Annotated in this window: 21 protein-coding genes; 16 read left to right on the top strand and 5 right to left on the bottom strand. The window is 41.1% G+C overall.

Translation table 11 applies throughout. The features are described 5' to 3' along the window. Window positions 1-8 precede the first annotated feature (8 nt). Window positions 9-1,211 (bottom strand): acetate kinase, encoded by a 1,203-nt coding sequence (locus AAC388_RS15780; RefSeq protein WP_068976573.1) that lies wholly within the window; start codon window positions 1,209-1,211, stop codon window positions 9-11. Continuing rightward, a complete protein-coding gene (locus AAC388_RS15775; protein ID WP_014208326.1) occupies window positions 1,193-1,312 on the bottom strand; it encodes a hypothetical protein in 120 nt (39 codons plus the stop codon). Before AAC388_RS15775 ends, AAC388_RS15780 begins: the two co-directional genes overlap by 19 nt. 658 nt (window positions 1,313-1,970) lie before the next feature. On the opposite strand from AAC388_RS15775, the gene edd reads away from it, so the two are divergent. The 5 genes from edd to AAC388_RS15750 all read left to right on the top strand — a co-directional run bounded on the left by edd (window position 1,971) and on the right by AAC388_RS15750 (window position 8,344). Next, window positions 1,971-3,824, top strand: a complete 1,854-nt coding sequence (edd, locus tag AAC388_RS15770; RefSeq protein WP_069031393.1) for a phosphogluconate dehydratase — start codon at window positions 1,971-1,973, stop codon at window positions 3,822-3,824. 20 nt (window positions 3,825-3,844) lie between these two features. Next, complete coding sequence (gene eda / locus AAC388_RS15765; RefSeq protein ID WP_081175317.1) at window positions 3,845-4,474, top strand: bifunctional 4-hydroxy-2-oxoglutarate aldolase/2-dehydro-3-deoxy-phosphogluconate aldolase; 630 nt, start codon at window positions 3,845-3,847, stop codon at window positions 4,472-4,474. A 185-nt stretch (window positions 4,475-4,659) separates the two neighbouring features. Beyond that, window positions 4,660-6,018, top strand: coding sequence for a gluconate:H+ symporter (locus AAC388_RS15760; protein WP_002115035.1), 1,359 nt, complete (start codon window positions 4,660-4,662; stop codon window positions 6,016-6,018). A gap of 17 nt (window positions 6,019-6,035) precedes the next feature. Next, on the top strand, window positions 6,036-6,548 hold the full coding sequence (locus tag AAC388_RS15755; protein WP_342370907.1) for a gluconokinase: 513 nt from the start codon (window positions 6,036-6,038) through the stop codon (window positions 6,546-6,548). 167 nt (window positions 6,549-6,715) lie between these two features. Beyond that, entirely contained in the window at window positions 6,716-8,344 is a 1,629-nt protein-coding gene (locus AAC388_RS15750; protein ID WP_238517105.1) for an NADP-dependent glyceraldehyde-3-phosphate dehydrogenase, read from the top strand. Window positions 8,345-8,461: 117 nt separating this feature from the next. Here the strand turns inward: AAC388_RS15750 and AAC388_RS15745 are convergent, their stop codons facing one another. Beyond that, window positions 8,462-9,727 (bottom strand): glutamate-5-semialdehyde dehydrogenase, encoded by a 1,266-nt coding sequence (locus tag AAC388_RS15745; protein WP_044101247.1) that lies wholly within the window; start codon window positions 9,725-9,727, stop codon window positions 8,462-8,464. 299 nt (window positions 9,728-10,026) lie between these two features. Here AAC388_RS15745 and AAC388_RS15740 point away from each other — a divergent pair, with 299 nt between their 5' ends. After that, window positions 10,027-11,340 (top strand): alpha/beta hydrolase, encoded by a 1,314-nt coding sequence (locus tag AAC388_RS15740; protein ID WP_342370906.1) that lies wholly within the window; start codon window positions 10,027-10,029, stop codon window positions 11,338-11,340. 55 nt (window positions 11,341-11,395) lie between these two features. Here AAC388_RS15740 and AAC388_RS15735 read toward each other — a convergent pair whose 3' ends face one another. Further along, the gene (locus tag AAC388_RS15735) at window positions 11,396-12,238 is read right to left on the bottom strand and encodes a class I SAM-dependent methyltransferase (protein ID WP_031947321.1); all 843 of its coding nucleotides are present in this window, start codon (window positions 12,236-12,238) and stop codon (window positions 11,396-11,398) included. Between the two features lie 80 nt (window positions 12,239-12,318). Further along, a complete protein-coding gene (nagZ, locus tag AAC388_RS15730; protein ID WP_342370905.1) occupies window positions 12,319-13,338 on the bottom strand; it encodes a beta-N-acetylhexosaminidase in 1,020 nt (339 codons plus the stop codon). Window positions 13,339-13,530: 192 nt separating this feature from the next. On the opposite strand from nagZ, the gene AAC388_RS15725 reads away from it, so the two are divergent. The 10 genes from AAC388_RS15725 to hisS all read left to right on the top strand — a co-directional run bounded on the left by AAC388_RS15725 (window position 13,531) and on the right by hisS (window position 23,944). Further along, window positions 13,531-15,714, top strand: coding sequence for a carboxy terminal-processing peptidase (locus AAC388_RS15725; protein WP_342370904.1), 2,184 nt, complete (start codon window positions 13,531-13,533; stop codon window positions 15,712-15,714). A gap of 138 nt (window positions 15,715-15,852) precedes the next feature. Continuing rightward, on the top strand, window positions 15,853-17,142 hold the full coding sequence (locus AAC388_RS15720; protein ID WP_342371588.1) for a glycosyltransferase family 1 protein: 1,290 nt from the start codon (window positions 15,853-15,855) through the stop codon (window positions 17,140-17,142). A gap of 24 nt (window positions 17,143-17,166) precedes the next feature. Beyond that, window positions 17,167-17,718, top strand: a complete 552-nt coding sequence (locus AAC388_RS15715; protein ID WP_017482038.1) for a phosphatase PAP2 family protein — start codon at window positions 17,167-17,169, stop codon at window positions 17,716-17,718. 99 nt (window positions 17,719-17,817) lie between these two features. Beyond that, entirely contained in the window at window positions 17,818-18,018 is a 201-nt protein-coding gene (gene iscX, locus AAC388_RS15710; RefSeq protein ID WP_342370903.1) for a Fe-S cluster assembly protein IscX, read from the top strand. Between the two features lie 113 nt (window positions 18,019-18,131). Then, window positions 18,132-18,563 carry a nucleoside-diphosphate kinase gene (ndk, locus tag AAC388_RS15705; RefSeq protein ID WP_000963851.1) on the top strand — a complete coding sequence of 144 codons (432 nt, stop codon included), beginning with the start codon at window positions 18,132-18,134 and terminating at the stop codon, window positions 18,561-18,563. A 122-nt stretch (window positions 18,564-18,685) separates the two neighbouring features. Further along, window positions 18,686-19,921 (top strand): 23S rRNA (adenine(2503)-C(2))-methyltransferase RlmN, encoded by a 1,236-nt coding sequence (rlmN, locus tag AAC388_RS15700; RefSeq protein WP_342370902.1) that lies wholly within the window; start codon window positions 18,686-18,688, stop codon window positions 19,919-19,921. Between the two features lie 14 nt (window positions 19,922-19,935). Then, window positions 19,936-20,736: a type IV pilus biogenesis/stability protein PilW gene (gene pilW, locus AAC388_RS15695; protein WP_213030436.1), complete on the top strand. Its 801-nt coding sequence runs from the start codon at window positions 19,936-19,938 to the stop codon at window positions 20,734-20,736. Beyond that, window positions 20,727-21,518, top strand: a complete 792-nt coding sequence (locus AAC388_RS15690) for a RodZ domain-containing protein (RefSeq protein ID WP_033849429.1) — start codon at window positions 20,727-20,729, stop codon at window positions 21,516-21,518. The genes pilW and AAC388_RS15690 overlap by 10 nt, the downstream gene beginning before the upstream one ends. Window positions 21,519-21,539: 21 nt before the next feature. Continuing rightward, a complete protein-coding gene (gene ispG / locus AAC388_RS15685) occupies window positions 21,540-22,655 on the top strand; it encodes a flavodoxin-dependent (E)-4-hydroxy-3-methylbut-2-enyl-diphosphate synthase (protein WP_068930368.1) in 1,116 nt (371 codons plus the stop codon). Further along, window positions 22,652-23,944: a histidine--tRNA ligase gene (hisS, locus tag AAC388_RS15680; protein WP_039764397.1), complete on the top strand. Its 1,293-nt coding sequence runs from the start codon at window positions 22,652-22,654 to the stop codon at window positions 23,942-23,944. The genes ispG and hisS overlap by 4 nt, the downstream gene beginning before the upstream one ends. The last annotated feature ends 25 nt before the right edge of the window (window positions 23,945-23,969 follow it).

Genomic DNA, 23,969 nt, shown 5'->3' with positions numbered 1-23,969 from the left:
GGATCTGATTAAGCAAGGCTTGCTACAGATGCTGTATTTTCTGCTGCTTCAACAACTTGACGAGTTTCTTTGGCAATACGGCCTTCTTCGTCTGTAGGAATGACCCAAATTTGTGGACCATTTCCGTTGTCGATTCTTCCTTCAGTGCCACGTTTTAGATTGTTGTTTTGATCTTTATCAAGCTGCAAACCAAAATGAGGTAAATACGCTAAGGTTTTTTCACGAATATAAGCTGAGTTCTCGCCAATACCGCCCGTGAAGATTAAGCCGTCTAAAGTTGGCAAACCACAGCTTAATGCAGCAAGTGATTTTGCTAGGCGATAGCTAAACACTTCAATTGCAAGACTAGCATCTTCGTTGCCATTTTCAGCAGCTTCAATGACTGTACGCATGTCGTTAGACAGTTGAGATAAGCCTAGTAAGCCACTTTCGTTATTTAAAACTTTATCAATTTTAGCCAAGTCCCAACCGAGATTTTTCGCAAGGAAGCTATGTAAGCTTGGATCAACGTCACCACTACGTGTTCCCATTACCACACCTTCAAGTGGAGTAAGACCCATAGAAGTATCAACACTTTGTCCATTCCATACTGCGCAAGTTGAACTGCCGTTTCCTAAGTGGGCTGTTAACCATCCACCTTTTTTCAGGTTACCTGCCAGCTCACTCGCTTTATCAGACACATACGCATGGCTTGTACCATGGAAGCCATAACGGCGGACGTTGTGGTCAGTATATAAAAATTTAGGAATTGCATAACGGTATGCATGCGGTGGCATGGTTTGATGGAATGCAGTGTCGAATACGGCAACTTGCGGTAATTCAGGAAATAGACGTACGGTTGCGTCAATACCAATTAAATGTGCTGGGTTGTGAAGTGGGGCTAAAGGTGTCGCAGCACGAATACGTTCAATAATTTCAGGAGTGAGTAATTCTGCTTTGGTTAAACTACCACCGTGTACAACACGATGTCCGATTGCTTGCGGTTTGTAGTTGGCAAGACGTGCAAGTAAAGTTTCTAAAGCTTTGGCATGGTCAGCATAAGGGATTGAAAGTTCAAGTGGTTCACCACCTACTGTAATTCCCTTAATACGAGCATCAGCTGCCCCCAAGTTTTCTGCTAAACCGTAAATACGATCTTCACGACGCTCTGAAACCAGTGCGTATTTAATAGATGAAGAGCCGCAATTGATAACTAATACTGATGTAGCCACGTTGAAATACCCAAGTCCTGATTTAAAATAGTTTTCCTAACTTCCTGTTCAAGATGTATTATTTTTCGATACAGATTGAACGGGTTGTCATGTTTTAACATGTGTTGTTTTTCTGTCCAAGATAGACTTTAGCCCATTAGACTTAAGCACTATCGACCATCAAATTATTTGTAACTAACATTTGTCCAGTATAAAGCTTAACCACTGTATTCCTTGTTTTTTTATACGTGTAGAAACGAGTTTTTTGTATATATTTATGAAAGGTAAATTTCTATTTAATGTATTTTTCAAATATTTGGTATAAATTTTTTAAGAAAAAAGAAGTGCTGTTATTTTAATCAAACTATAGGGGAGTATTACAAATAATATACGTAAATGAAATTAAATTTTAATCGTTTATATATAGGTTAAAATATATAAATCATAAACATTTTTAATATAAAACTTAGTATAAAAAAGTGGTATAAATACATTTATAAGAATATTTTATTGCTTTGATATTATGAGAATTTTCTCGTAGTTATTAGAAGCTAATATACCAGTAAATATAGTCAAAAATAAAACCAGCTTCTTGTTTAAAACTTAAACATAATTTGTATTTAATACCCATGCTCTGGTATTACCGTAAAATTTACTAGGGCTTGCATGTCGCTTTTTGCCTTAATAATATTGTTCCTTCCCCTTATCAAATGATGATGAAATATATCATTTGGTCTATTTTTATGTTCCGGCTTATCCGGTTGTACAGGAGCGTCCAGCATGGACTTGCCGAATCCAGTATTGGCAAAAGTGACCGAGCGTGTAATCGCACGTAGTCAAAAAACTCGTTCTGCATATTTACAACGTATTGAACATGCACAAGGCAAATTTCCTGCTCGTGGAGCACTTTCATGTGCCAATCTGGCTCATGGTTTTGCCAGTATGGACGATAATGAAAAATTAATTATTAAAGTAGGCCGTGAACCAAATATTGGCATCGTATCTTCATATAACGAAATGCTGTCGGCTCACGCACCGTATAAAACATTTCCAGATTTAATTAAAACAGCCGCTCGTGAGAATGGCGGCGTGGCACAGTTTGCAGGTGGTGTGCCTGCGATGTGTGACGGTATTACCCAAGGTAATGCTGGTATGGAACTATCTTTGTTCTCTCGTGAAACCATTGCGATGAGTACAGCGATTGCATTGTCTCATAACATGTTTGACGCAGCTTTATGTCTTGGTGTTTGCGACAAGATTGTGCCGGGCTTGCTCATTGGTGCTTTGCAGTTTGGCTATTTACCTACTATTTTTGTGCCAGCTGGCCCAATGACCAGTGGTCTATCTAACGATGAGAAAGCCAAAATTCGTCAGCAATTTGCAACGGGTCAGGTTGGCCGAGATGCTTTGCTAGAAGCTGAGTCAGCTGCTTATCACGGACAAGGGACCTGTACTTTTTATGGTACAGCCAACAGTAATCAGATGCTGATGGAAGTCATGGGCTTGCATTTGCCAAGTGCCGCATTTGTTCATCCTCATACACCATTACGTGATGCACTCACCGCAGAAGCGGCGATTCGTGTACTTGATTTAACAGTTGAGCGTGGAAACTACACGCCGATTGGTCATGTGGTCGATGAAAAAGCAATTATAAACGGTATTGTGGCGTTACTCGCTACAGGTGGTTCAACCAACCACACTCTACATCTTATTGCGATTGCTCGTGCCGCTGGCATCTTGATTGACTGGGATGACTTCGATGAGTTATCGGCTGTTGTTCCATTGCTCGCAAAAATCTATCCAAATGGTAAGGCTGATGTAAACCATTTCCAAGCTGCGGGTGGGGTCGCTTTCCTCATTCGTAACTTACTTGAAGCTGGCCTGTTGCATAACGATGTAACGACTGTAGCTGGTAAAGGTTTACAGCACTACACCAAAGAACCAAAACTGATTGATGGCAAGCTCACTTGGGTTGACGGTGTGGTTCAAAGCCTTGATGACAAAGTTCTACGTAGCATTGATGCGCCGTTTCAACCAGATGGTGGCTTGCGTTTAATGCAAGGTCGCCTTGGCCGTGGCGTGATCAAGATTTCTGCTGTTGCGCCAGAACACCGTAAAGTTAAAGCTCCAGCAATTGTGTTTGATTCGCAAGAAGCAGTGCAAGCTGCATTTGATCGTGGTGAATTACACCGAGACTTTATTGCAGTTGTTCGTTTCCAAGGTGCGCGTGCGAATGGTATGCCTGAATTGCATCGTTTAACGCCTGTGTTGGGTGTTTTACAAGATCAAGGTTTCCACGTTGCTTTAGTCACTGATGGTCGTATGTCTGGCGCTTCAGGCAAAGTTCCTGCGGTGATTCATTTATCTCCAGAAGCCTTACTAAATGGGCCGATTGCTAAAGTTCAAACAGGCGATATGTTAATTATTGATGCCGAAGCTGGCGTACTTGATGTCGAAATAGATGACGATGTATGGCAGTCGCGTCCTGTTGCACAGCCAGAACATCAGGCAGAAAACGAAGTTGGCTTTGGCCGTGAATTATTTGGTGTTTTCCGTGCTGCTGCTGCGCCAGCTGAACATGGGGCATCTGTATTTGGTGCATTGGTTGGTGAAAATTCACCAGAGCAGATTTGAATCAAAGGAACTGAAAAATAATGATTAAAATTGAAGATATCGTCAAATTAGGCCCAGTCATTCCTGTATTAGCATTTGATTCTGCCGAGCAAGGTGAAGATGTATCACGTGCTTTACATGCAGGTGGCGTGAAAGTTCTTGAGATTACCTTACGTACCGCTGCTGGTCTTGCTGCTATCGAGCGTGCTAGCCAGTTGGCTGATGACATTGTGGTTGGTGTAGGTACGATTACCAAGCCAGAACACTGTGCTCAAGCCAAAAAAGCAGGTGCTCAATTTGGTGTATCTCCTGGTTTAACTAAAGATTTGCATTTGGCTGCGCAAGATGCTGGCTTACCTCTATTGCCGGGTGTGATGACACCAAGTGACCTGATTCAAGCGATTGAATTGGGTTATGACATTGTGAAGTTCTTCCCAGCTCAACAGGCAGGTGGCGTTGAGATGCTAAAAGCATTTTATGGTCCATTTCCAAACTTGCGCTTTTGTCCGACTGGTGGAATTACGGCAGAGTCAGCGCCAGATTTCTTAAAACAACCTAACGTGGTTTGTGTAGGTGGTTCATGGTTAACACCTAAAGCTACTGTAGTTGCACAAGACTGGGCTGAAATTACTCGCTTGGCACAAATTGCGAGTCAGTTGAGAGCTTTGTAAATGTAGACAATATTTATAAAAAATGAAGTGCATTCTATGTGCTTTAAAGGCTGTATTGATGTGACCAGTTTGTGCTGGTCACACCTAAATATAAAAATTTAATGTCTTAACAGTAGGAATTACTGTGGTTGAAGACCCTTGTTTAGGCAGTGTGCCTAAATAATTATTCCAAGGAGAAGTGTCCCATGGAGACGGTTCAGGGTGGCATGTTACTGATCTACACTGTAATCGCGATTATTGCTTTAGTGGTCATGATCGCGAAGTTTAGAATTTATCCATTTTTAGTTCTTATTATTGTTTCACTCGGTTTAGCCTTGGCTGTTGGTATGCCAATGGGTGATATTGTTAAGTCTTATGAAGCCGGTACAGGTAAAACCTTAGGCCACCTTGCGATTGTAATCGCACTAGGAACGATGCTCGGTAAAATGATGGCCGAGTCTGGTGGCGCAGAGCGAATAGCAATCACCTTAATTAAATGGTTTGGTGAGAAAAATATTCACTGGGCCATGATGTTTATTGCCCTTATTGTTGGCCTTCCCGTATTTTTCGAAGTAGGTTTCGTTCTACTCATTCCAATTGCGTTCAACATTGCTAAACGGACAGGTAAATCCTTACTGGTTGTGGGCTTGCCAATGGTTGCAGGTTTGTCGGTTGTGCATGGCTTAATTCCACCACATCCAGCGGCATTGTTGGCAGTACAGGCTTATCATGCTGATATCGGTAAAACGATTGCTTATAGTCTGATCGTTGGTGTGCCAACGGCTATTGTCGCTGGGCCATTGTATGCACTTTGGATCAATAAATACGTTAAATTGCCCGAAAATAATCCGTTAGCGAAGCAGTTTATTGAAGCAGATACCAATAGAACTCGTGAGCTACCAAGCTTTGGGATTACCTTATTCACAATTATGCTGCCTGTAGTATTAATGTTGGTTGGTAGCTGGGCTGATCTATTCTTTGCACCACAAACTTTCGCAAATGATTTACTACGTTTCATTGGTACTTCTGATATTGCATTACTCATTGCCGTGCTGGTCAGCTTTATTACCTTTGGTACGATGCAGGGCTTTAACCGTGAACAAATTGAAAAATTCTGCGGTGGGTGTTTAGCTTCTATTGCTGGGATTATGTTGATTGTAGGTGCTGGTGGTGGTTTTGGCGGCATTTTGCGTGACACTGGTATTTCTAATGAGATTGTTTCTACAGCGTTGAAGGCAAACCTGTCGCCGTTATTGTTAGGCTGGTTTGTTGCAGCACTGATTCGTTTGGCAACAGGATCGGCAACGGTGGCTATGGCTACAGCGTGTAGTATTGTCGCTCCAATTGCAGCTACGGCGGGTGTTGCAGTTAGGCCCGAGCTTTTGGTACTTGCCACAGGTTCAGGTTCATTAGTTTTCTCACATGTAAATGACGCAGGATTCTGGTTAATCAAAGAATATTTCGGTATGACAGTAGGGCAGACACTCAAAACTTGGTCGGTATTGGAAACGATCATTTCAGTGTTGGGTTTATCTTTCACGCTACTGCTTAGCACTATTTTATAATTAAAGGTGAGTAATCCATGATTGTGATTGCAATGGGTGTCTGTGGAACAGGTAAAACCCTAATTGGTGAATTGTTATCAGAGCGTTTGGCTTGTGAGTTCCTTGATGGCGATACGCTTCATTCAGCTGCAAATAAAAGTAAGATGAGTCAAGGTATTCCCTTAACTGATGAAGACCGCTTGCCATGGTTACAAGCAATTCGTCAGGCCATTGAAACCAAACAAAGAGACGGTGAAACGGCTGTATTTACATGCTCATCTTTAAAACGCATGTATCGCGATATTTTAAGAGGGCAGGACCAGAATGTTAAGTTTGTCTACTTAAAAGGTTCTTATGAGTTATTACAGCAACGACTTGCAGAAAGATCAGGTCATTTTTTTGACCCAGCGTTGCTACAAACCCAGCTAGACACATTAGAGGAACCTGATGTGAATGAAGCAATTGCTATTGATATTGCTCTCACACCAGAACAGATCATTGAACAAGTCATCCAGAAGCTAGGGGTGGCTGATAGTGTGTGTCGGGGGTAAATTCATCTAGAAAGATTATCAACGCTTTAAGATATTCACCTTGTAGTTTACGGTTCAAGCAAGGTGAGTACGGATAATAATAGTGATATTGACCCGAATAAAACCTGATTACAGGGGTGAGTTCGGGAATATATAAAAGACATACGAATAATAAGGTATTAAGAAGAATGAATCAGTTAAATAATCTACAGCATAAATTCCCAGTAGTGGACGGTATTCCTGAAAGTGTACGTTTGCCCTCCCAAATTCATCAGCGTGTCTCACTCGTGGATGGTGAGTTGAAGTTATGGGCTGGTGCAACCAAGAAAACATTATCTCCGATCTGGATTCAGCAGCCTGACGGTAGCCTACAGCAAGTTGAACTTGGTAGTTATCCAGTCATGGGTGAAAAAGAAAGCGATGAAGCACTAGAAGCAGCAGTAAGGGCTTACAATAATGGTCGTGGCGAATGGCCCATGATGAAGGTTGGTGAGCGCATTGCCTGTATGCAAAATTTTATTCAGCGCATGGTGGAGCAACGAGATCTGATTATTAAGCTGATCATGTGGGAAATTGGCAAAAGCTTGGCAGACTCAGAGAAAGAGTTTGACCGTACGATTACCTACATGCGTCAAACGATTGATGCCCTAAAAGATTTGGATAATGCCAACTCCCGCTTTGTAATCGCTGAAGGTACGATTGGTCAAATTCGTCGTACTCCACTAGGTGTCGTGTTGTGTATGGGACCATACAACTACCCACTGAATGAAACCTTTGCAACTCTGATCCCAGCCATGCTGATGGGGAATACGATCATCTTCAAACCACCTCAATTTGGGACATTGTTGTTTGAACCGTTACTAGAAGCGTTCCGTGATTCATTTCCAAAAGGTGTGATCAATACCATTTATGCACCAGGTTCTCTAGTGGTACCCCATCTACTGGCATCTGGGAAAATTAACGTACTGGCACTGATTGGTTCTAGTAAAGTAGCTGATCATTTGAAGAAGCAACATCCTAAATCTCACCGTCTGCGTGCGATTTTGGGGCTAGATGCGAAGAATGCCGCTATTATTCTGCCAGATGCTGATTTGGATCTGACAGTGAAAGAGTGTCTGTTGGGTGCATTGTCATTTAATGGTCAGCGTTGTACTGCCCTCAAAATGTTGATGGTACATCGCTCGATAGCCGATGAATTTGTTAACCGCTTAACGGCTGAACTGGCCAAACTTAAAGTGGGTATGCCGTGGGAAAAGGGTGTATTTATCACCCCATTACCAGGTATGCACCGTACGGCCTACATGACTGACGTCATTGAAGATGCCGTGGCTAAAGGGGCAAAAGTAGTTAATCCGGAAGGTGGTGAGTTCTGCAAAACCATGTTCTATCCAGCCGTAGTTTATCCAGTGACTGAGGGGATGAGACTGTATCGTGAAGAACAGTTCGGTCCAGTGATTCCAGTCTCTGTTTATGATGACATTGAAACTGTCTTGGAATATGTCACTACTTCTGATCATGGGCAGCAGGTGAGTATTTTTGGTAGTGACCCTGAGCAAATTGGTCATTTAGTTGATCCGTTGGTCCATCAGGTCTGTCGTGTAAACATCAATTGTCAATGTCAGCGTGGCCCTGATGTATTCCCGTTCGGTGGTCGTAAAGATTCCGCGGAAGGTACACTGTCTGTACATGATGCTCTACGAGCGTTCTCTATCCGTTCTATGATTGCTGCTAAACAGACAGATGATAGCAAAGGCATGTTGGCCTCTATGGTGTCTGAGCACTATTCTAAATTCGTGAATACCGACTTTATTTTCTAATAAATATATGAATAAAAAAACCAGCCTACGGGCTGGTTTTTTATAGTGACTCATAATTTGAATAATAAAAAACGCCTGAAATTGATCAGGCGTTTCTGGTTTGAACAAATAGATTAATTATTGACGAATTTGACCGTCACCTAACACAATCCATTTTTGAGAAGTTAAGCCTTCTAAGCCAACAGGACCGCGGGCATGGATTTTATCTGTAGAGATACCAATTTCTGCACCTAAGCCATATTCAAAACCATCAGCAAAACGAGTTGAAGCATTGATTACAACTGAACTTGAATCTACACGAGCCAAGAACTGACGAGCCAAAGTATAGTTTTCAGTCACAATTGCATCGGTATGATGTGAACCATATTTGTTGATATGGTCAATTGCTTCATCAATCCCGCTCACCACTTTAACTGCAAGAATTGGCCCTAAATATTCGGTGTACCAATCTTCTTCTGTTGCAGGTTTTACAGAGGCACCCAAAATACGGCGTGTTTCTGGACAACCGCGTAACTCAACTTGTTTTTCAGCATATAGTTCGGCAATGCGTGGTAAGAAAACGTCTGCAATTTTTTCATCAACAAGCAGCGTTTCCATCGCATTACAAACGCCATAACGATGTGTTTTGGCATTTAAAGTAATTGGTAATGCTTTTTGCAAGTCTGCCTGTGCTTCAACAAATACATGGCAGTTACCATCAAGATGTTTAATGACAGGAATACGAGCTTCATTGGTTACGCGCTCAATTAAGCTTTTACCGCCACGTGGAACGATTACATCTACATATTCAGCCATCGTGATGAGGTGACCAACAGCTGCACGGTCAGAAGTTTCAATAACTTGTACTGAATGTTCAGGTAAACCAGCAACTTTTAAGCCATGCTTAATAGCTTCAGCGATTGCTTTATTTGACTCGAGTGCTTCTGAACCACCACGTAAAATAATGGCATTACCAGATTTAATCGCTAAAGATGCAGCTTCAAGGGTAACGTTTGGACGTGATTCGTAAATCATACCAACAACACCTAAAGGTACACGCATTTTTCCAATTTGAATGCCTGTGGGGCGATATGCAAGATCAGTAATTTCCCCAATTGGATCGACAAGCGCGATCACATCTTTTAAACCTTGCAACATCCCTTTAAAGCGTGCGGGCGTAAGCTCAAGACGATCAAGTAAGGCACTGTCGAGCTGATTGCTACGACCTTTATCCATGTCGATTTGATTCGCCGCCAAGATTGCTGCTTGATTATTCTCCAAAGCAGTATAAATAGCAGAGAGTGCATGATTTTTTAGTGAGGTAGAAGCACTTGTTAAGACGCGTGAGGCCTCGCGTGCTTGTTGCCCAACTTTTTGCATATATTGTTCAATTGAATCTTGCATAGCATTTTTTAATCATTTACCAATGAGTAAGATAGTAGCAGTCAAATGCGGAACAATGAATGGCTTTTTTTGAAAAATGTGACCGCCATAAAAAAACATTTAAATATTTTGCAAACTATTAGCGACTTAAACAAGATGAGCGGTCATTTCAGCGATTGCGTATATTTCAGACAATTGTTTAGAATGTTATTGTGCAATACAAACTAATACAAATTTTAAAGTTTTGTGCATAAAAGATTACGTGTTCAAGAAGGAACTCTTGCAGCATAAAAAAATTACAGCAAGGAGGAAGCAAGGATATGAATTCCATTATTCAAATGGATTCGGAGATCAACCAAGCTTATGCCGGTTTTGGCTTTTTCGATATCTACCATAGAGATAGTTTTAAACAACCTGCTCGTACAACATGGATTGACGGTTGGAAAATTGAATATATGGCAATTGCCGATCCTAAAACTATTCACAAAACGCCGATTGTGATTGTTGGTGGTGCTTTCCAGAATTTTAATTCTTATAAATATTGTGTTGAACAATTGTTTGAAAGTGGTCCGGTTATTTTAATTGATTTACCTTCGATGGGTGCAAATCAGCAAATTACCAATCGCGACACAGGAGTATCTGCCGGTACTTTAGAACTTCCTGATTTATCTGAAATGTTAGGACGTTGGTTAGATATTGTTGGAATACAAAAAGTTTCTGTAATGGGAATGTCTTTGGGGTCAGTGATTGCTTCTTGTTTTGCTTATCATCGTCCTGAATTAATGGATCGCATGATTTTAATGGGGGTTATGCAAAAGACCCGAAAAAGTTGGCGAATGATTTTGGAAGAGTCGCTCAAGCTCATGCAAGAAAACCGCATGGAGGAGTTTGGGCAAGCTGTAATTTTATATTTAGTTAATCATGCAAAATTAGATAAAACTCGTATGTCACCAACCGCTAAAAAGTTATTTTTTAGACAAATGGCCGAGTTTACGGGGACTGAGCGGGAACGTTATGAAATTAACTGTAACCGCCTTTTGCGGTTAACAGATGTACCTATTCCAGAGTGCAAAACGCTAGTTGCAGCAGGGCAATACGACAGTTTTACTCTGCCTCATGAAAATGCCAATTTTGCTTTGCAATGTCCTGATATGGAATTTGCACTTATTGCAAACGCTGATCATGTGCCACAGCTCCAGCGTCGTAAAGAAACCATGAGTTTGTTCACTTCATTCTTGAAGGGTGAATCTATCCACAATCTGGATGGTATTATTCCAATGACGCGTGAACAAATGCAAAAGATGGAGCGCCGTGGTGAAGAGCGAGTTCCAGTTTTGCAACCGAGCACTCAACTGAGCCACCGTGAATGTAAAACAGAAGTGCCAGTGGCGATTGTTGATGTGACTTTCTTTGGGATGTATTTAAAAATGGATGATATTTCGCAGCTTGATTTTGTGAATGACCATCCACGTGATTTGGCACTGCATTTAGAAGATGAAGAAGGTCCTTTCTCGATTGAATGTTTAATCTTTGAAGCTACTGAACAAGGAATACGTGCTTTATTTAAACATGGTAGTTTTGAGCTTGCTGATCGGTTGAGCCGTTTTATTGCTCGTCAAAAACAAGCAGCTTAATAATATAGTTATAGATGGAAGCTCGTTTATGTCGAGCTTCCATTTTTTATATTTATTATTTTATTTGAGCGTGAATAATCCAAACTAAGTCGCCTAAATGCTCTTCATGGTTATCTTGAGAAACTTGCCCAAAGAATATTTGTGGCTGTTCAATAGTAACCTGCTCAAACGCTGTATCTTTAAAAAAGTCTTTCACTTCTTGTGGACTTTTGAAATGAAAACTAAATGAACTGCGAGACATGAGTTTAAGTAACTTACTACTATTCCAAATAATACTAGCGAGTTTGTTTTTAATGGGTTCAGGATATAAGTCGGTTAAATAGTGAAACTTTTTAAAAGTAGCCCCATAGTGGCCAATCGATTGGATCAATTGTTTTAATAAATCTTTATCAAAATAGTTAATCAAGCCTTCACTGATTACAACCAATGGGCGGTTAGGGTCAAATACTTTAAATGCTTGTGCAAAAGCTTCTGTAAATAAATCAACTGATAAGATTTCAGGTGCATTTTTTTCAATTTGCTGTAACGCATTTTGTTTGGTTTGTGCCATATCGGGCAAATCAAGCTCCCGATAGGTAATAGAAGGGTAACGTTGTCTAAACCACCAGCCACGTGGAGACAAGCCACATGCTATTTCTAGAACCTGTAAATCAGGATTTTCTTGAATGAGTTGTTCTAAATAATGATCAAGCATGGTGTGGCGTTGTTTAAGCGTGGTACGCATGCTACCGCCGACATATTTCTCTGCCCATGATTCTATCGGATGAACCAAATAAGCCAGTGATTTGCCTTTGGTTGTGGCAAGTGCTTCATGAGAGATCCCCATTTGATACCAGATATAGCCTGTATAGTGGGCTGTAAAAGAGATGTGGCGGTGTTTTGAAAGTTGTTGTGTCATTCGTCCTGAACTCGATTTATTGTTTTTGTTTGGTTTGACTGATGATCGAGACCATCAGTCAAATATAGGTTAAACTCAATTTAGACCGAATTTTTAAACTCTTCAATGGCTGTTTTGACAGCTTGCCACTCATTTCCAAGCGATAAGGTTTCACCGATCTGAATTTGTGGAATTTGGCCGCGCATGCGTTCTAAACGCTCTTGGTTTGGTAGTTCTAAGTTTGTAATACCTTCGAGCGCTGTACAGGCTGCACTTCGGTCATTACACACCAACCCCATGTCACACCCAGCCGCAAGAGCAGCTTGAATGCGAGCATCTGCGCCACCTGCTACACATGCAGCCTGCATGCTTAAGTCATCAGAGAAAAGTACACCATTAAAATTTAAACGTTTGCGTAGAACTTCTTGAATCCAGAAAGGTGAAAAACCAGCTGGATTTGGATCAACTTGATCATAAATCACATGTGCAGGCATGAGCGCATCTAGCTGAGGCATAAGCTTAATGAAGCTCTGCATATCGTGGTTGTAAATTTCGTCATAGCTACGGCTGTCGATTGCGGCCGCAACATGAGAATCTGCTTTCACGGAGCCGTGACCAGGGAAGTGCTTGCCCGTATTTGCCATTCCAGCTTTTTTCATACCTTGCATAAATGCGCCTGCAAGTGGGGCAATATCTTCAATATTTTTAGAGAAGCCACGGTCGCCAATCACGTCACTAATTGCATTAAGATCTAAAACTGGTGCAAAACTAAAATCGATGCCGACTGCAAGGACTTCTGTTGCCATTAACCAACCGCACTGTTCAGCCAGCTCAAGTGCTTTTTGAGGTTGAGTTAAATACAACTCTCCGAAACGGGCCATGGCTGGTAATAGAGTGAAACCTGATCTTAGGCGCTGAACTCGACCACCTTCTTGGTCAACAGCAATCAAAATATCTGGACGAATTTGACGCATATGGTCCGTTAATGCGCGGACTTGTTGTGGAGATTCAATATTTCGTGCAAATAAAATCATGCCACCGACTTGCGGAGCGCGTAATAGTTCAATATCTTCTTGAGTAAGTTCTGTGCCGGCGATGTCCAGCATCAATGCGCCAATCATATTGGTTCCATTTGAATTTTGATTGAAAAACAATAAGCGAATTTTGCAATGTTTTGCTACATTTTGTCAGTACAGAATATGATAAAACTACACGGTATAAACAATTTAGTTGGTTAAGATTTTGAATCTGCTTAGTTCATATCGAAAACAGAGCGTGTAAGATAGGAACACCCAAGGAAGTATTAAAAATTTATGAAACTTCAAACTATAGCTTGTGCAGTAGCGATCGCGACTGGCGGTTTATTCTTCTCTCATACGATGAATGAAGCGAGAGCGGCAACCAATACTGCTGCGGTTTCTCAATCAATCCAGCCAACGCAAGAACAGGCTTTGGTGGCTCGCCAACTGGCAACTTTAGTTGATCGTCAACATTATTTAAATATGCGTTTGGATGAGACCACATCAAATCGTATTCTAGATATGTATTTAGATAGTCTTGATCCAGATCACTCATTATTTCTAGATTCTGAAGTTCAAAATTATAAAAAACTATATGGTTCAAATTTTGGTGCTTCATTAAAAGCGGGGAATTTAACTGGACCGTTTGCAATTCATCAGCAATATCGTGAACGCTTAAAACAATTTTATGAGTTCATGTTAGCTGAGTTAAAACAACAGCAAAATTTAAAGCAGCCGAATAGTTATATTGAAGTTGATCGTGAAAAAGCACCGTATTTTAAAACGACTGCTGAGCAACAAAATCATTGGCGGAAAATGTTGGTTTCACAGTTAATCAACTTAACCATTAGCCGTGAAGAAGAGCAGGCGAAACAAAAAGCGCTTAAAGAAAATCCTTCGCTTGCTGATGGTCAAGACTTAACTGGCCCAGAAGATTTAACGCCAGCTCAAACGTTAACTAAACGTTATACGCGTCAGCTTGAAAGAATTAGTCGTGTGAAAAGCGATGACGTCTTGGACAAAACATTAAATGCAATGTTGGCGACCTATGATCCACATAGTAACTATTACCCGCCAATTGATGCGATCGAACTTAATCGCCAAACTACCTTGCAACTAGAAGGTATTGGGGTGTCGATTCGTCCAGAACGTGGCAACGAAGATTACACCAAGATTGAAACCATTGTAGAAGGTGGTCCTGCAAGTAAGTCTGGTCAAGTGAAATCAGGAGATCGAATCATTGGTGTCGCCCAAGAAGGCGAGAAAATGGTTGATGTGATTGGCTGGACAAGTTCTGAAATTGTTGGGCTTATTCGTGGTAAGCGCGGAACAAAAGTCACATTAAAACTTCTTGGTGCTGGCGCATCAATGAGTCAGGCTCGTAATGTGACTTTAGTACGTGATGTGATTCAAGAAGAAGATGCTGGTGTTCGTTCACGCACAGTTGAAGTGACACGTGATGGTAAAAAGCATGTGTTGGGTGTAATTGAAATTCCATCATTCTATTTTGACTATCGTTCACGTCGTGCGGGTCAACAATACCGTTCAGTTTCTGAAGATACTGCAAATGCTTTCGAAGCACTAAAAGCGAAGAAAGTAGAAGGTATTATTATTGACTTACGTAATGACCCAGGTGGCTCATTAGAAGAAGTTGCACGTATGTTGGGGCAGGTGATTAAGTCTGGCCCGGTAGTACAAATTCGTGATGGCAATGGCAACGTAAGCGTGTTTGAAGATAACGATGGCGGCCAGCAAATCTATACAGGCCCACTCGCGGTATTGGTAAACTTGGCATCTGCATCGGCAAGTGAGATTTACTCTGCTGCAATTCAAGATTATGAGCGCGGTATTATTATTGGTAGTACAACAACTGGTAAGGGTACAGCTCAGGTACAACTTGATACTCTGGCATATGGTCAAGCGACTTTAACTCAGCGTAAGTTCTATCGTATTACAGGTGGTAGTACACAAAATAAAGGTGTAGTGCCAGACATTAAACTTGTTGATATCTATAACGAAGAGTTTGGTGAGCGTAAATCGAAGAATGCATTGAAGTGGGACACAATTCCTACTGCACCATTTAAACGTGAAGGTTCTGTTCAGCCTTATGTGACAAAGTTGTCTCAATTCTCTGAACAACGTGTTGGCAATGATGCTCAGTTTAAATATCTAAATAAACGTACTGCGATTGCTAAGGTGACGAGTGATCAAAAACAAGTGGTACTTGATATTGATAAGCGCCGTGCTGAATTACTTGGTTTAGAGAAACAAACTTTAGATGCAGAGAATGAACGCCGTGCTGCAACGGGTCAAAAGCCTTTTGCAAACTGGGAAAGCTATCAAGCTTCATTAGATGCTCTAGCTGAATCTCGCGCTAAAATGAAAGCATCGCAACGTCCAGCGTTACCAGAAGAAGAAACTTTTGTGACTGAAGCTGCTAATGTACTCATGGATTATGCAAAATTGCAAAATCGCTAAGAGTTACTAGGATTTAAGAAAAAAGCATGCTGTCATCAGTGTGCTTTTTTTATTTTTCATGTCAGTAAACTGTCATGCATTTATCATCAAAATGTCAAAAAAACTGCTTAATCTTTAAGCATGAAAATAAATACATTGATGGATGGCGCTATGCAAAGTTCATACGCGACAGCACTATTAAAACAACAGCAACTTCCTGAAAGCTTCCAATTCTTTTTTAAACAAAAGCAGCAGCTATCTAATGCACATTCATTGCATGATTTGGTGCGCCCACGTTTAAAAATTGCGATTGTGACGGAAACTTGGCCACCCGAAATCAATGGTGTGGCACTATCATTATTACAGTTATGCCAAGGTTTACAAAAACAGGGGCATAAGATTTTACTGATTCGCCCAGAGCAAAAAGCAAAATGCCATGACTTTACACCAGAGCAAGAATGTTTGGTTATGTCGCAGGCGATTCCCAAGTATCCAACTTTACAATTTGGTTGGCCACAATATTTAAAAGTATCGAAAGCTTTTGAAAAGTTTGTCCCAGATGTCGTGCACATTGTGACTGAAGGGCCATTAGGTTTAACTGCCATGCAAGCTGCTAAGGCAAAAGCTATTCCAGTTTCTAGTGGCTTTCATTCACCATTTCAAGACTTTAGTCGATTCTTCGATTTGGCTTTTTTAGTCAAACCGATTCAAAAATATCTGTGCTGGTTTCACAATAACACTCAAGTAACTTGTGTGCCGAGTAAAGATACTCAAGAAGCATTACGAGGTTTCGGTATTACTTGTCCACTGGTTGTCGTTGGGCGTGGCGTAGATACAACAAGATTTTCACCGAAGCATCGCTCTGAAAATTTGCGAAAACAATGGGATGCTGATGAGAATACTCGCGTTATGCTTTATGTGGGGCGTTTGTCTCCTGAAAAAGAAGTGCAAGTACTTATTGAAAGTTACGCGAACCTGCAAAGCATTCAGCCACATAAAACTAAATTAGTTATTGTGGGAGATGGCCCAGATTTTGCTCGTTTAAAGTCACTACCTGAAGCGAAGGGTGTTATCTTTACTGGAAGTCTGAGAGGTCAAGATTTGGCGGTGGCCTATGCGAGTGCAGATGTATTCGTATTTGCGAGTCAAGTTGAAACGTTTGGTAACGTAGTTTTAGAGGCAATGGCAAGCGGTTTACCAGTTATAGCGTATGATTATGCATGTGCACATCAATACTTAACACATGATGTGAATGGCTGGTTAAGCCCACTTGGACAAAAAAACCACTTTATACAACAAATTTATCAGCTTCCTTCGGTACAACAACTTAGAGAAATGGGCGTACAAGCCTGTCATAAAGTACAGCAAAGCGGTTGGCAACTTCCGGTTCAGCAATTGGAGCAGGCATTTTATCAGGTAGTGAAGGAGCCCTCGTTGGACTTCACCTAAGTATCCTAAGATAGGAGAATGACCATGAAATTTAAGAATGCAAAAATAAAAATACTCGATTTAGATTTGAGAGGCTGTTTATATCTGAACAATTTCTCTCACTCACAGCGTGTTGCCCTTTTTTTCAAAATTATCAGTCGTGTTGGTGATGGTCCGTTTTGGTATCTAATGTTGGCAATCGTGTGGGGTATGCAAGGCATTACCTATAGTTTGCAAATCATCTACTTGTTATTAGGTGGTTCTGTCGGCACAGCAATTTATAAATTCTTAAAACATAAAACCACGCGGCCACGTCCTTATCAGGTGCATCAGGTGATTGTGCTCGGTGAAAGACCGCTTGATCATTTTAGTTTTCCATCAGGCCACACACTTCATGCGGTCATGGTGACAATTGTATTGGGTTACATTCAGCCAGTTCTGCTTGCAGCCATGTTCCCATTTATGGTGCTTGTCGCTTTGTCTCGTATGGTACTGGGTCTTCATTATCCAAGTGATGTGATTGTTGGTGCACTGATTGGTGCAGCGGTTGCGGCTACGATTATTTTTGTGGCGCCATTATTGAACATCGCTTTATAAGCATCGGTAATTTTTATCAGCTTAAGCTATCGATTAGGTTTGTGGATTTGCTAAAGTACACAGTTCGTGATTTAGCAGATTAAACAGATAGGAGCCGCTATGGGCTTACGTTGGACAGATACGATTGATATTGCCATTGAATTGTCAGAAGCACATCCAGAAGTTGATCCGCAATGGATCCGTTTTACCGATTTACATGCATGGGTGTGCGCATTGCCAGACTTCAGCGATGACCCAAATAAATCGACAGAAGGATTGCTAGAGGCCATTCAAATGGCCTGGATAGACGAAGTTCGCTAAAAACAGTAGAAAAAATCGCAACTTTTACACATTCAAAGCTGATTATTGCCTATGACATCGGTATAATGCGGCAAATTTTTTAAAGTTTAAATCTTAAAATAAAGGAGCCACTCATGGCTATTGAACGTACTTTGTCTATCGTAAAACCTGATGCAGTGTCTAAAAACCACATCGGTGAAATTTTTGCTCGTTTTGAAAAAGCGGGTTTAAAAATTGTTGCGACTAAAATGAAACACCTTTCTCAAGCTGATGCTGAAGGTTTCTATGCTGAGCATAAAGAGCGTGGTTTCTTTGGTGACTTAGTTGCATTCATGACTTCTGGTCCAGTTGTAGTATCTGTTCTTGAAGGTGAAAACGCAGTTCTTGCACACCGTGAAATCTTAGGTGCTACAAACCCTAAAGAAGCTGCTCCTGGTACTATCCGTGCTGACTTCGCTGTAAGCATCGACGAAAACGCTGCTCACGGTTCTGACTCAGTTGCTTCTGCAGAGCGTGAAATTGCTTACTTCTTTGCTGACAACGAGATCTGCCCACGCACTCGTTAATCGAAAGCATTCAAACCAGATAAGTGGTATACTACTTATCTGGTTTTTTTATTCTCTTAAGAGAATATTGTTTGATTCTTGAACAATATCTTCAGTTTTTGACATGGTTTAGGTAAATACACATGAGTTCTGCAGTGGTCGTTTCATCTGAAAATCTTGATGGACAGCAGCAATCTTCGTCCACGCCGGTAATCCCTGCTGCCGAAAATAAAGTGAATTTACTCGGCATGTCTCGTCCTGAGTTGGAAAAATTCTTTGAAGATATTGGTGAGAAGAAGTTTCGTGCCGGACAGGTCATGAAATGGATACATCAATACTTTGTTACTGACTTTGCTGAAATGACCAATATTTCTGGCAAACTACGTGCGAAGCTTGAACAGATTTGTGAAATTAAAGCACCTGAAGTGGTTCACCGTCATTATTCAAAAGATGGTACACGTAAGTGGGTATTTCGCGTAGGTGAGGGTGCAGGTTCTTTAGTTGAAACTGTATTAATTCCTGCCGAAGATAAAACTGGCTTACGTAAAACGCTTTGTATTTCCTCCCAAGTGGGCTGCGCATTAGATTGCTCATTTTGTTCAACAGGTAAACAAGGTTTCCAACGTGATTTAACGCCAGATGAAATTATTGGGCAACTCTGGATGGCAAACTATTCTTATATGGAAGAAGTGCCTGTTGCCGAGCGTGAGCGTTCAGTGACCAATGTGGTGATGATGGGTATGGGTGAGCCATTACTCAACTATGATGCTGTATTAAGCTCAATGCAGATTATGCTTGATGACTTTGCTTATGGCATGTCAAAACGTCGTGTGACTTTATCGACATCGGGTGTTGTACCGAAAATTGACCAGCTTGCAAAAGACATTGATGTCGCTTTAGCCATTTCTTTACATGCGCCAAACGATGAATTACGTAATGAGCTTGTGCCAATTAATAAAAAATATCCATTGACTCAGTTAATTGCAGCATGTCAGCGTTATATTGCCAAAGATGGTAATGAAAGTACGCGTAAACATGTAACGATTGAATATGTGATGTTAGAAGGCGTAAATGATCAGCCTGAACATGCGCAGCAAATGATTAAATTATTAAAAAATTTACCAAGTAAAATTAACTTGATTCCATTTAACCCGTTCCCGCATGCACCATATGGTCGCTCAAGCAGAAATCGTATTATCTCGTTCCAAAAAACTTTGTCTGATGCGGGATTTGTGTGTACGATTCGTCAAACACGTGGTGATGATATTGATGCTGCATGTGGACAGTTAGTGGGTCAGGTGGCTGACAGAACCCGCCGTGCAGAACAGTGGCAGAAAAAGGTCACACAGCGTCAAGAGATTTTGCGTACACAAGGATAAATTGAGGGCAGGCTTTGAGTATTCCAAAGTTAAAAACGGTCTTATGTATGGGGATTGCAGTTGCATTTCTGGCAAGTGGTTGCCAGACAACGCATACGCAAAAAAAAGACCCAGAAAAAGCGGTAAAGGTGCGTACACAACTTGCTGCTGAACATATCCGTTCGGGTGACTTGGACTCAGCAAAGCGAGCTCTTGATCAAGCTTTAAGTGTAGATAGCCGCGATGCTACTGCAAATATGATGATGGGTATTTTGCTACAGCAAGAAGGTAGCAAACCCAATTTAGAAAAAGCAGAGCATTATTTCAAACGAGCAATTTCATCTGAACCGGATAATGCTCAAGCACATAATAATTATGGTACTTATTTATATCAAATGGAGCGTTATAATGAGGCGGTTGAGCAATTTCGTATTGCTGGCGCAACATTAGGTTATGACCAACGCTATCAGGCATTAGAAAATCTGGGGCGTATTTATTTAAAATTGGGTGATGTTGCGAATGCTGAAAAAACATTCAAACAAGCACTCCTTGCTAACCGCGACTCTTATATTTCAATGTTAGAGTTAGCGGAAATTTTTTATTTGCAGCAGCAGATTCCGGCTGCTACACAAATGTATGAGCAATATGTTCGTACAGTGGGGCAGAAAAATCAGGGTGCAAGAGCACTTTGGATTGGTGTAAGAGTGGCTCGAGCCAATGCGGATAAAATGGGAATGCAAGTGTTAGTAAACCAGTTACGTGCCTTGTTCCCGGAAAGTCCAGAATATCAACGTTATTTGCAATTACAGTATAGTACTGAGGCCGTATGGAAATAAATCCTAATTCACAGCAGCCAACTGGCTCAAGCTTACCGACTTCTGCTTTAGGAAATATTCAACGTCCTGGTGAGTATTTACGTCAAATTCGAGTTGCTCAGAATAAAGAGTTAGGGCAAGTTTCTTCAGATTTAAATATGCCGGTTAAGACCTTGACCGCTTTAGAGCAAGATGACTATAAATCATTGCCGGAAGCGACTTTCATTAAGGGTTATTACCGTTCATATGCAAAATATTTAAATACGGACGCGACCGCAATTATTCAGCGTTTCGATGAGATTTATGCAAATGATACTGGGCTGTTACCAAATCATGCCTTAAATAATTCACCAATTAAAATCATGGGTAAACTCCCAGGTTCTAATAGTGATCGTAATAAGAAATGGTTAAAGCGCGCACTTCTTGCTGTTGTAATTCTTGCTGTTGTTTCATTGCTTGTTATGGGTGTCCAAAAATGGACTTCAAAGAAAGAAGATGCTGATTTACCTAAAGTAAATCAATCGAATGTTGAAGTTTTACCTATGCAAGGAGCTACCACCTCAACAGTGGGTGATCAATTGGTGTTAAACTTTAACCGACCAACTTCTGTTCATATTGTTGATGCAACAGGTAAAGTTTTGGCGACAGGTCGTCAGTCATCAACTTTAAGTTTAAATGGTGAGTCTCCATTTCAGATTCGTCTTGATGATGCAACGGCTGTGTCATTAAGTCTAAACCAAGAACAGATTTCATTGTCTCCATATACGGTAAACGGTAAAGCAGAATTCCGTTTATCCCGCTAATACCATGAGTTGAGCGATACAATGATAGAGAACCCAATTAAACGTCGACCAACACGTAAAATCCGTGTTGGTTCGGTGTATGTCGGTGGCGATGCACCTATTAGTGTGCAAAGTATGACAAATACCGAAACTTGCGATGTCGATGCAACCGTTGCTCAAATTGAGCGTTGCGTTGATGCAGGTGCTGATATTATGCGTGTTTCGGTCCCATCTATGGAGGCTGCTGAAGCATTTGGCGCGATCCGTAAACGTGTTTCAGTTCCATTAGTGGCTGATATTCACTTTGACCATAGAATTGCTCTAGCTGTTGCAGATTATGGTGCAGACTGTTTACGTATTAACCCAGGTAATATTGGCTCAGATCAGAAAGTGCGTGAAGTGGTTGCTGCGGCGCGTCATCATGGCATTTCTATGCGTATTGGGGTCAATGCGGGTTCTTTAGAAAAAGATTTACAAAAGAAATATGGCGAGCCTACAGGTGAGGCGTTGCTTGAATCAGCACTACGTCATATTGATATTTTAGATCGTCTCAACTTCCATGAATTTAAAGTCAGCGTAAAAGCCTCAAATGTGTTTTTAACCATGGATGCTTACCGCTTGCTTTCTCAGCAAATTGATAATCCATTACATTTAGGCGTAACTGAAGCTGGTATTTACCGTACAGGTACTGTGAAATCAGCGATTGCCCTTGGTGGATTGTTGATGGAAGGTATTGGCGATACGATGCGTATTTCGCTTGCCGCCGAACCGGAAGATGAAATCAAGATTGGTTTTGATATCTTAAAATCACTTGGGCTTCGCTCTAACGGGATTAACTTTATTGCTTGCCCAAGTTGCTCTCGCCAAGAATTTAATGTTATTCAGGTAATGCAAGCATTGGAAGAGCGTTTAGAAGATATTCGTACTCCAATGGATGTGTCGGTAATTGGTTGTAAAGTAAACGGCCCTGGTGAAGCAAAAGAAGCTGACATCGGGGTTGTTGGGGCTGCGCCTCGCTCATTGGTTTATCGTAATGGTGAAAAAAGTCATTTAATCGATACCGATCAATTGGTTGATGAAATCGAAACTATGGTTCGTCAACGTGTCCAAGAGCTTGAAGAAGCTAAATCTAAAGAAATTATTCGTAGTTCATCATGAGTTCAATCGTCGCAATCAAAGGTTTTAATGACATCTTGCCATCGCAAACAGTAGCGTGGAGACGTCTCGAGCAACATTTAGCATCTTTAATGGATGCTTATGGATATCAACAAATTCGTTTGCCGATCGTTGAACAAACGGGCTTGTTTAAACGTGCTATTGGTGATGCTACCGATATTGTTGAAAAAGAAATGTATACCTTTTTTGACAAAGGCAATCCACCAGAGTCATTAACCTTACGTCCGGAAGGTACAGCGGGTTGTGTTCGCGCGTTGGTTGAACATAACTTATTACGCGGTGCTACACCACGCGTGTGGTATATGGGACCTATGTTCCGTTATGAGAAGCCACAAAAAGGACGTTACCGCCAGTTCCACCAGTTTGGCGTGGAAACTTTCGGTGTTGCGACTCCTGATATTGATGCTGAATTGATTATGTTGACCGCTCGTTTATGGAAACGTATGGGCGTTGCTGATAAGGTTCAGCTTGAGTTAAATACTTTGGGCGAAACTGATGAGCGTACAGAGTATCGTAATGCTTTAGTTGCGTTTTTAAACGAGCATAAAGATGCGTTGGATGAAGACTCACAGCGTCGTTTAACAACGAATCCATTACGTATTTTGGATTCTAAAATTGAATCTACTCAGAAAATTTTAGAAAATGCACCGAAATTACATGACTTCTTGAAAGAAGAAAGCTTGGATCATTTTAAGCAGTTACAAGATTATTTGACTGCTGCTGGCATCCAATTTGTCATTAATCAAAAATTGGTGCGTGGTCTGGATTACTACAATAAAACCGTTTTTGAATGGACAACAACTGCACTTGGTTCGCAAGGTACTGTATGTGCTGGCGGTCGCTACGACGGTTTAGTTGGTCAGCTAAAAGGTAAGGCCGATCAATCTGTACCTGCTGTTGGTTTTGCGATGGGTATGGAGCGTTTATTGCTTCTACTTGAGCAGGTTGAACAGGCTCAAGTTATACGTGATTGTGAAGTCTTCTTGGTTGCAGAACCTGCTTATCAAACCAAAGCTTTGATTTTAGCAGAACAATTACGTGACCAGTTAGAAGCTGCAAATAGCAGTATTCGAATCAAAACAGGTTCACAAGGCAGTATGAAGAGTCAGATGAAAAAAGCTGATCAGGCTGGGGCTGTTTACGCCATGATTTTAGGTGAGCGTGAATGGGAAGCACAGCAGCTTGCTATCAAAGAGTTAGCAACAGCTGAGCAGTCACAAGTTGCGCTGGCTGAGCTTGTACCATTCTTAATCGAAAAATTTACAAAATAAACTGAAACATCTGGAAAAGGACAAT

Source organism: Acinetobacter sp. D009 (genome assembly GCF_038562025.1).
Taxonomy (GTDB): domain Bacteria; phylum Pseudomonadota; class Gammaproteobacteria; order Pseudomonadales; family Moraxellaceae; genus Acinetobacter; species Acinetobacter pittii.
Note: the sequence above shows the minus strand (reverse complement) of the source record. Positions and strands in the feature narration are given on the sequence as shown.

What these genes read in the sequence shown, in the direction of transcription:
- AAC388_RS15760 (WP_002115035.1), top strand. Translation starts at nt 4,660, where the DNA reads ATGGAGACGGTTCAGGGTGGCATGTTACTGATCTACACTGTAATCGCG.
- AAC388_RS15715 (WP_017482038.1), top strand. Translation starts at nt 17,167, where the DNA reads ATGAAATTTAAGAATGCAAAAATAAAAATACTCGATTTAGATTTGAGA.
- rlmN (WP_342370902.1), top strand. Translation starts at nt 18,686, where the DNA reads ATGAGTTCTGCAGTGGTCGTTTCATCTGAAAATCTTGATGGACAGCAG.
- AAC388_RS15725 (WP_342370904.1), top strand. Translation starts at nt 13,531, where the DNA reads ATGAAACTTCAAACTATAGCTTGTGCAGTAGCGATCGCGACTGGCGGT.
- AAC388_RS15740 (WP_342370906.1), top strand. Translation starts at nt 10,027, where the DNA reads ATGAATTCCATTATTCAAATGGATTCGGAGATCAACCAAGCTTATGCC.
- AAC388_RS15720 (WP_342371588.1), top strand. Translation starts at nt 15,853, where the DNA reads ATGGATGGCGCTATGCAAAGTTCATACGCGACAGCACTATTAAAACAA.
- hisS (WP_039764397.1), top strand. Translation starts at nt 22,652, where the DNA reads ATGAGTTCAATCGTCGCAATCAAAGGTTTTAATGACATCTTGCCATCG.
- ispG (WP_068930368.1), top strand. Translation starts at nt 21,540, where the DNA reads ATGATAGAGAACCCAATTAAACGTCGACCAACACGTAAAATCCGTGTT.
- AAC388_RS15735 (WP_031947321.1), bottom strand. Translation starts at nt 12,238, where the DNA reads ATGACACAACAACTTTCAAAACACCGCCACATCTCTTTTACAGCCCAC.
- AAC388_RS15750 (WP_238517105.1), top strand. Translation starts at nt 6,716, where the DNA reads ATGAATCAGTTAAATAATCTACAGCATAAATTCCCAGTAGTGGACGGT.
- AAC388_RS15745 (WP_044101247.1), bottom strand. Translation starts at nt 9,727, where the DNA reads ATGCAAGATTCAATTGAACAATATATGCAAAAAGTTGGGCAACAAGCA.
- AAC388_RS15755 (WP_342370907.1), top strand. Translation starts at nt 6,036, where the DNA reads ATGATTGTGATTGCAATGGGTGTCTGTGGAACAGGTAAAACCCTAATT.
- AAC388_RS15690 (WP_033849429.1), top strand. Translation starts at nt 20,727, where the DNA reads ATGGAAATAAATCCTAATTCACAGCAGCCAACTGGCTCAAGCTTACCG.
- AAC388_RS15775 (WP_014208326.1), bottom strand. Translation starts at nt 1,312, where the DNA reads ATGTTAAAACATGACAACCCGTTCAATCTGTATCGAAAAATAATACAT.
- ndk (WP_000963851.1), top strand. Translation starts at nt 18,132, where the DNA reads ATGGCTATTGAACGTACTTTGTCTATCGTAAAACCTGATGCAGTGTCT.
- nagZ (WP_342370905.1), bottom strand. Translation starts at nt 13,338, where the DNA reads ATGATTGGCGCATTGATGCTGGACATCGCCGGCACAGAACTTACTCAA.
- edd (WP_069031393.1), top strand. Translation starts at nt 1,971, where the DNA reads ATGGACTTGCCGAATCCAGTATTGGCAAAAGTGACCGAGCGTGTAATC.
- eda (WP_081175317.1), top strand. Translation starts at nt 3,845, where the DNA reads ATGATTAAAATTGAAGATATCGTCAAATTAGGCCCAGTCATTCCTGTA.
- iscX (WP_342370903.1), top strand. Translation starts at nt 17,818, where the DNA reads ATGGGCTTACGTTGGACAGATACGATTGATATTGCCATTGAATTGTCA.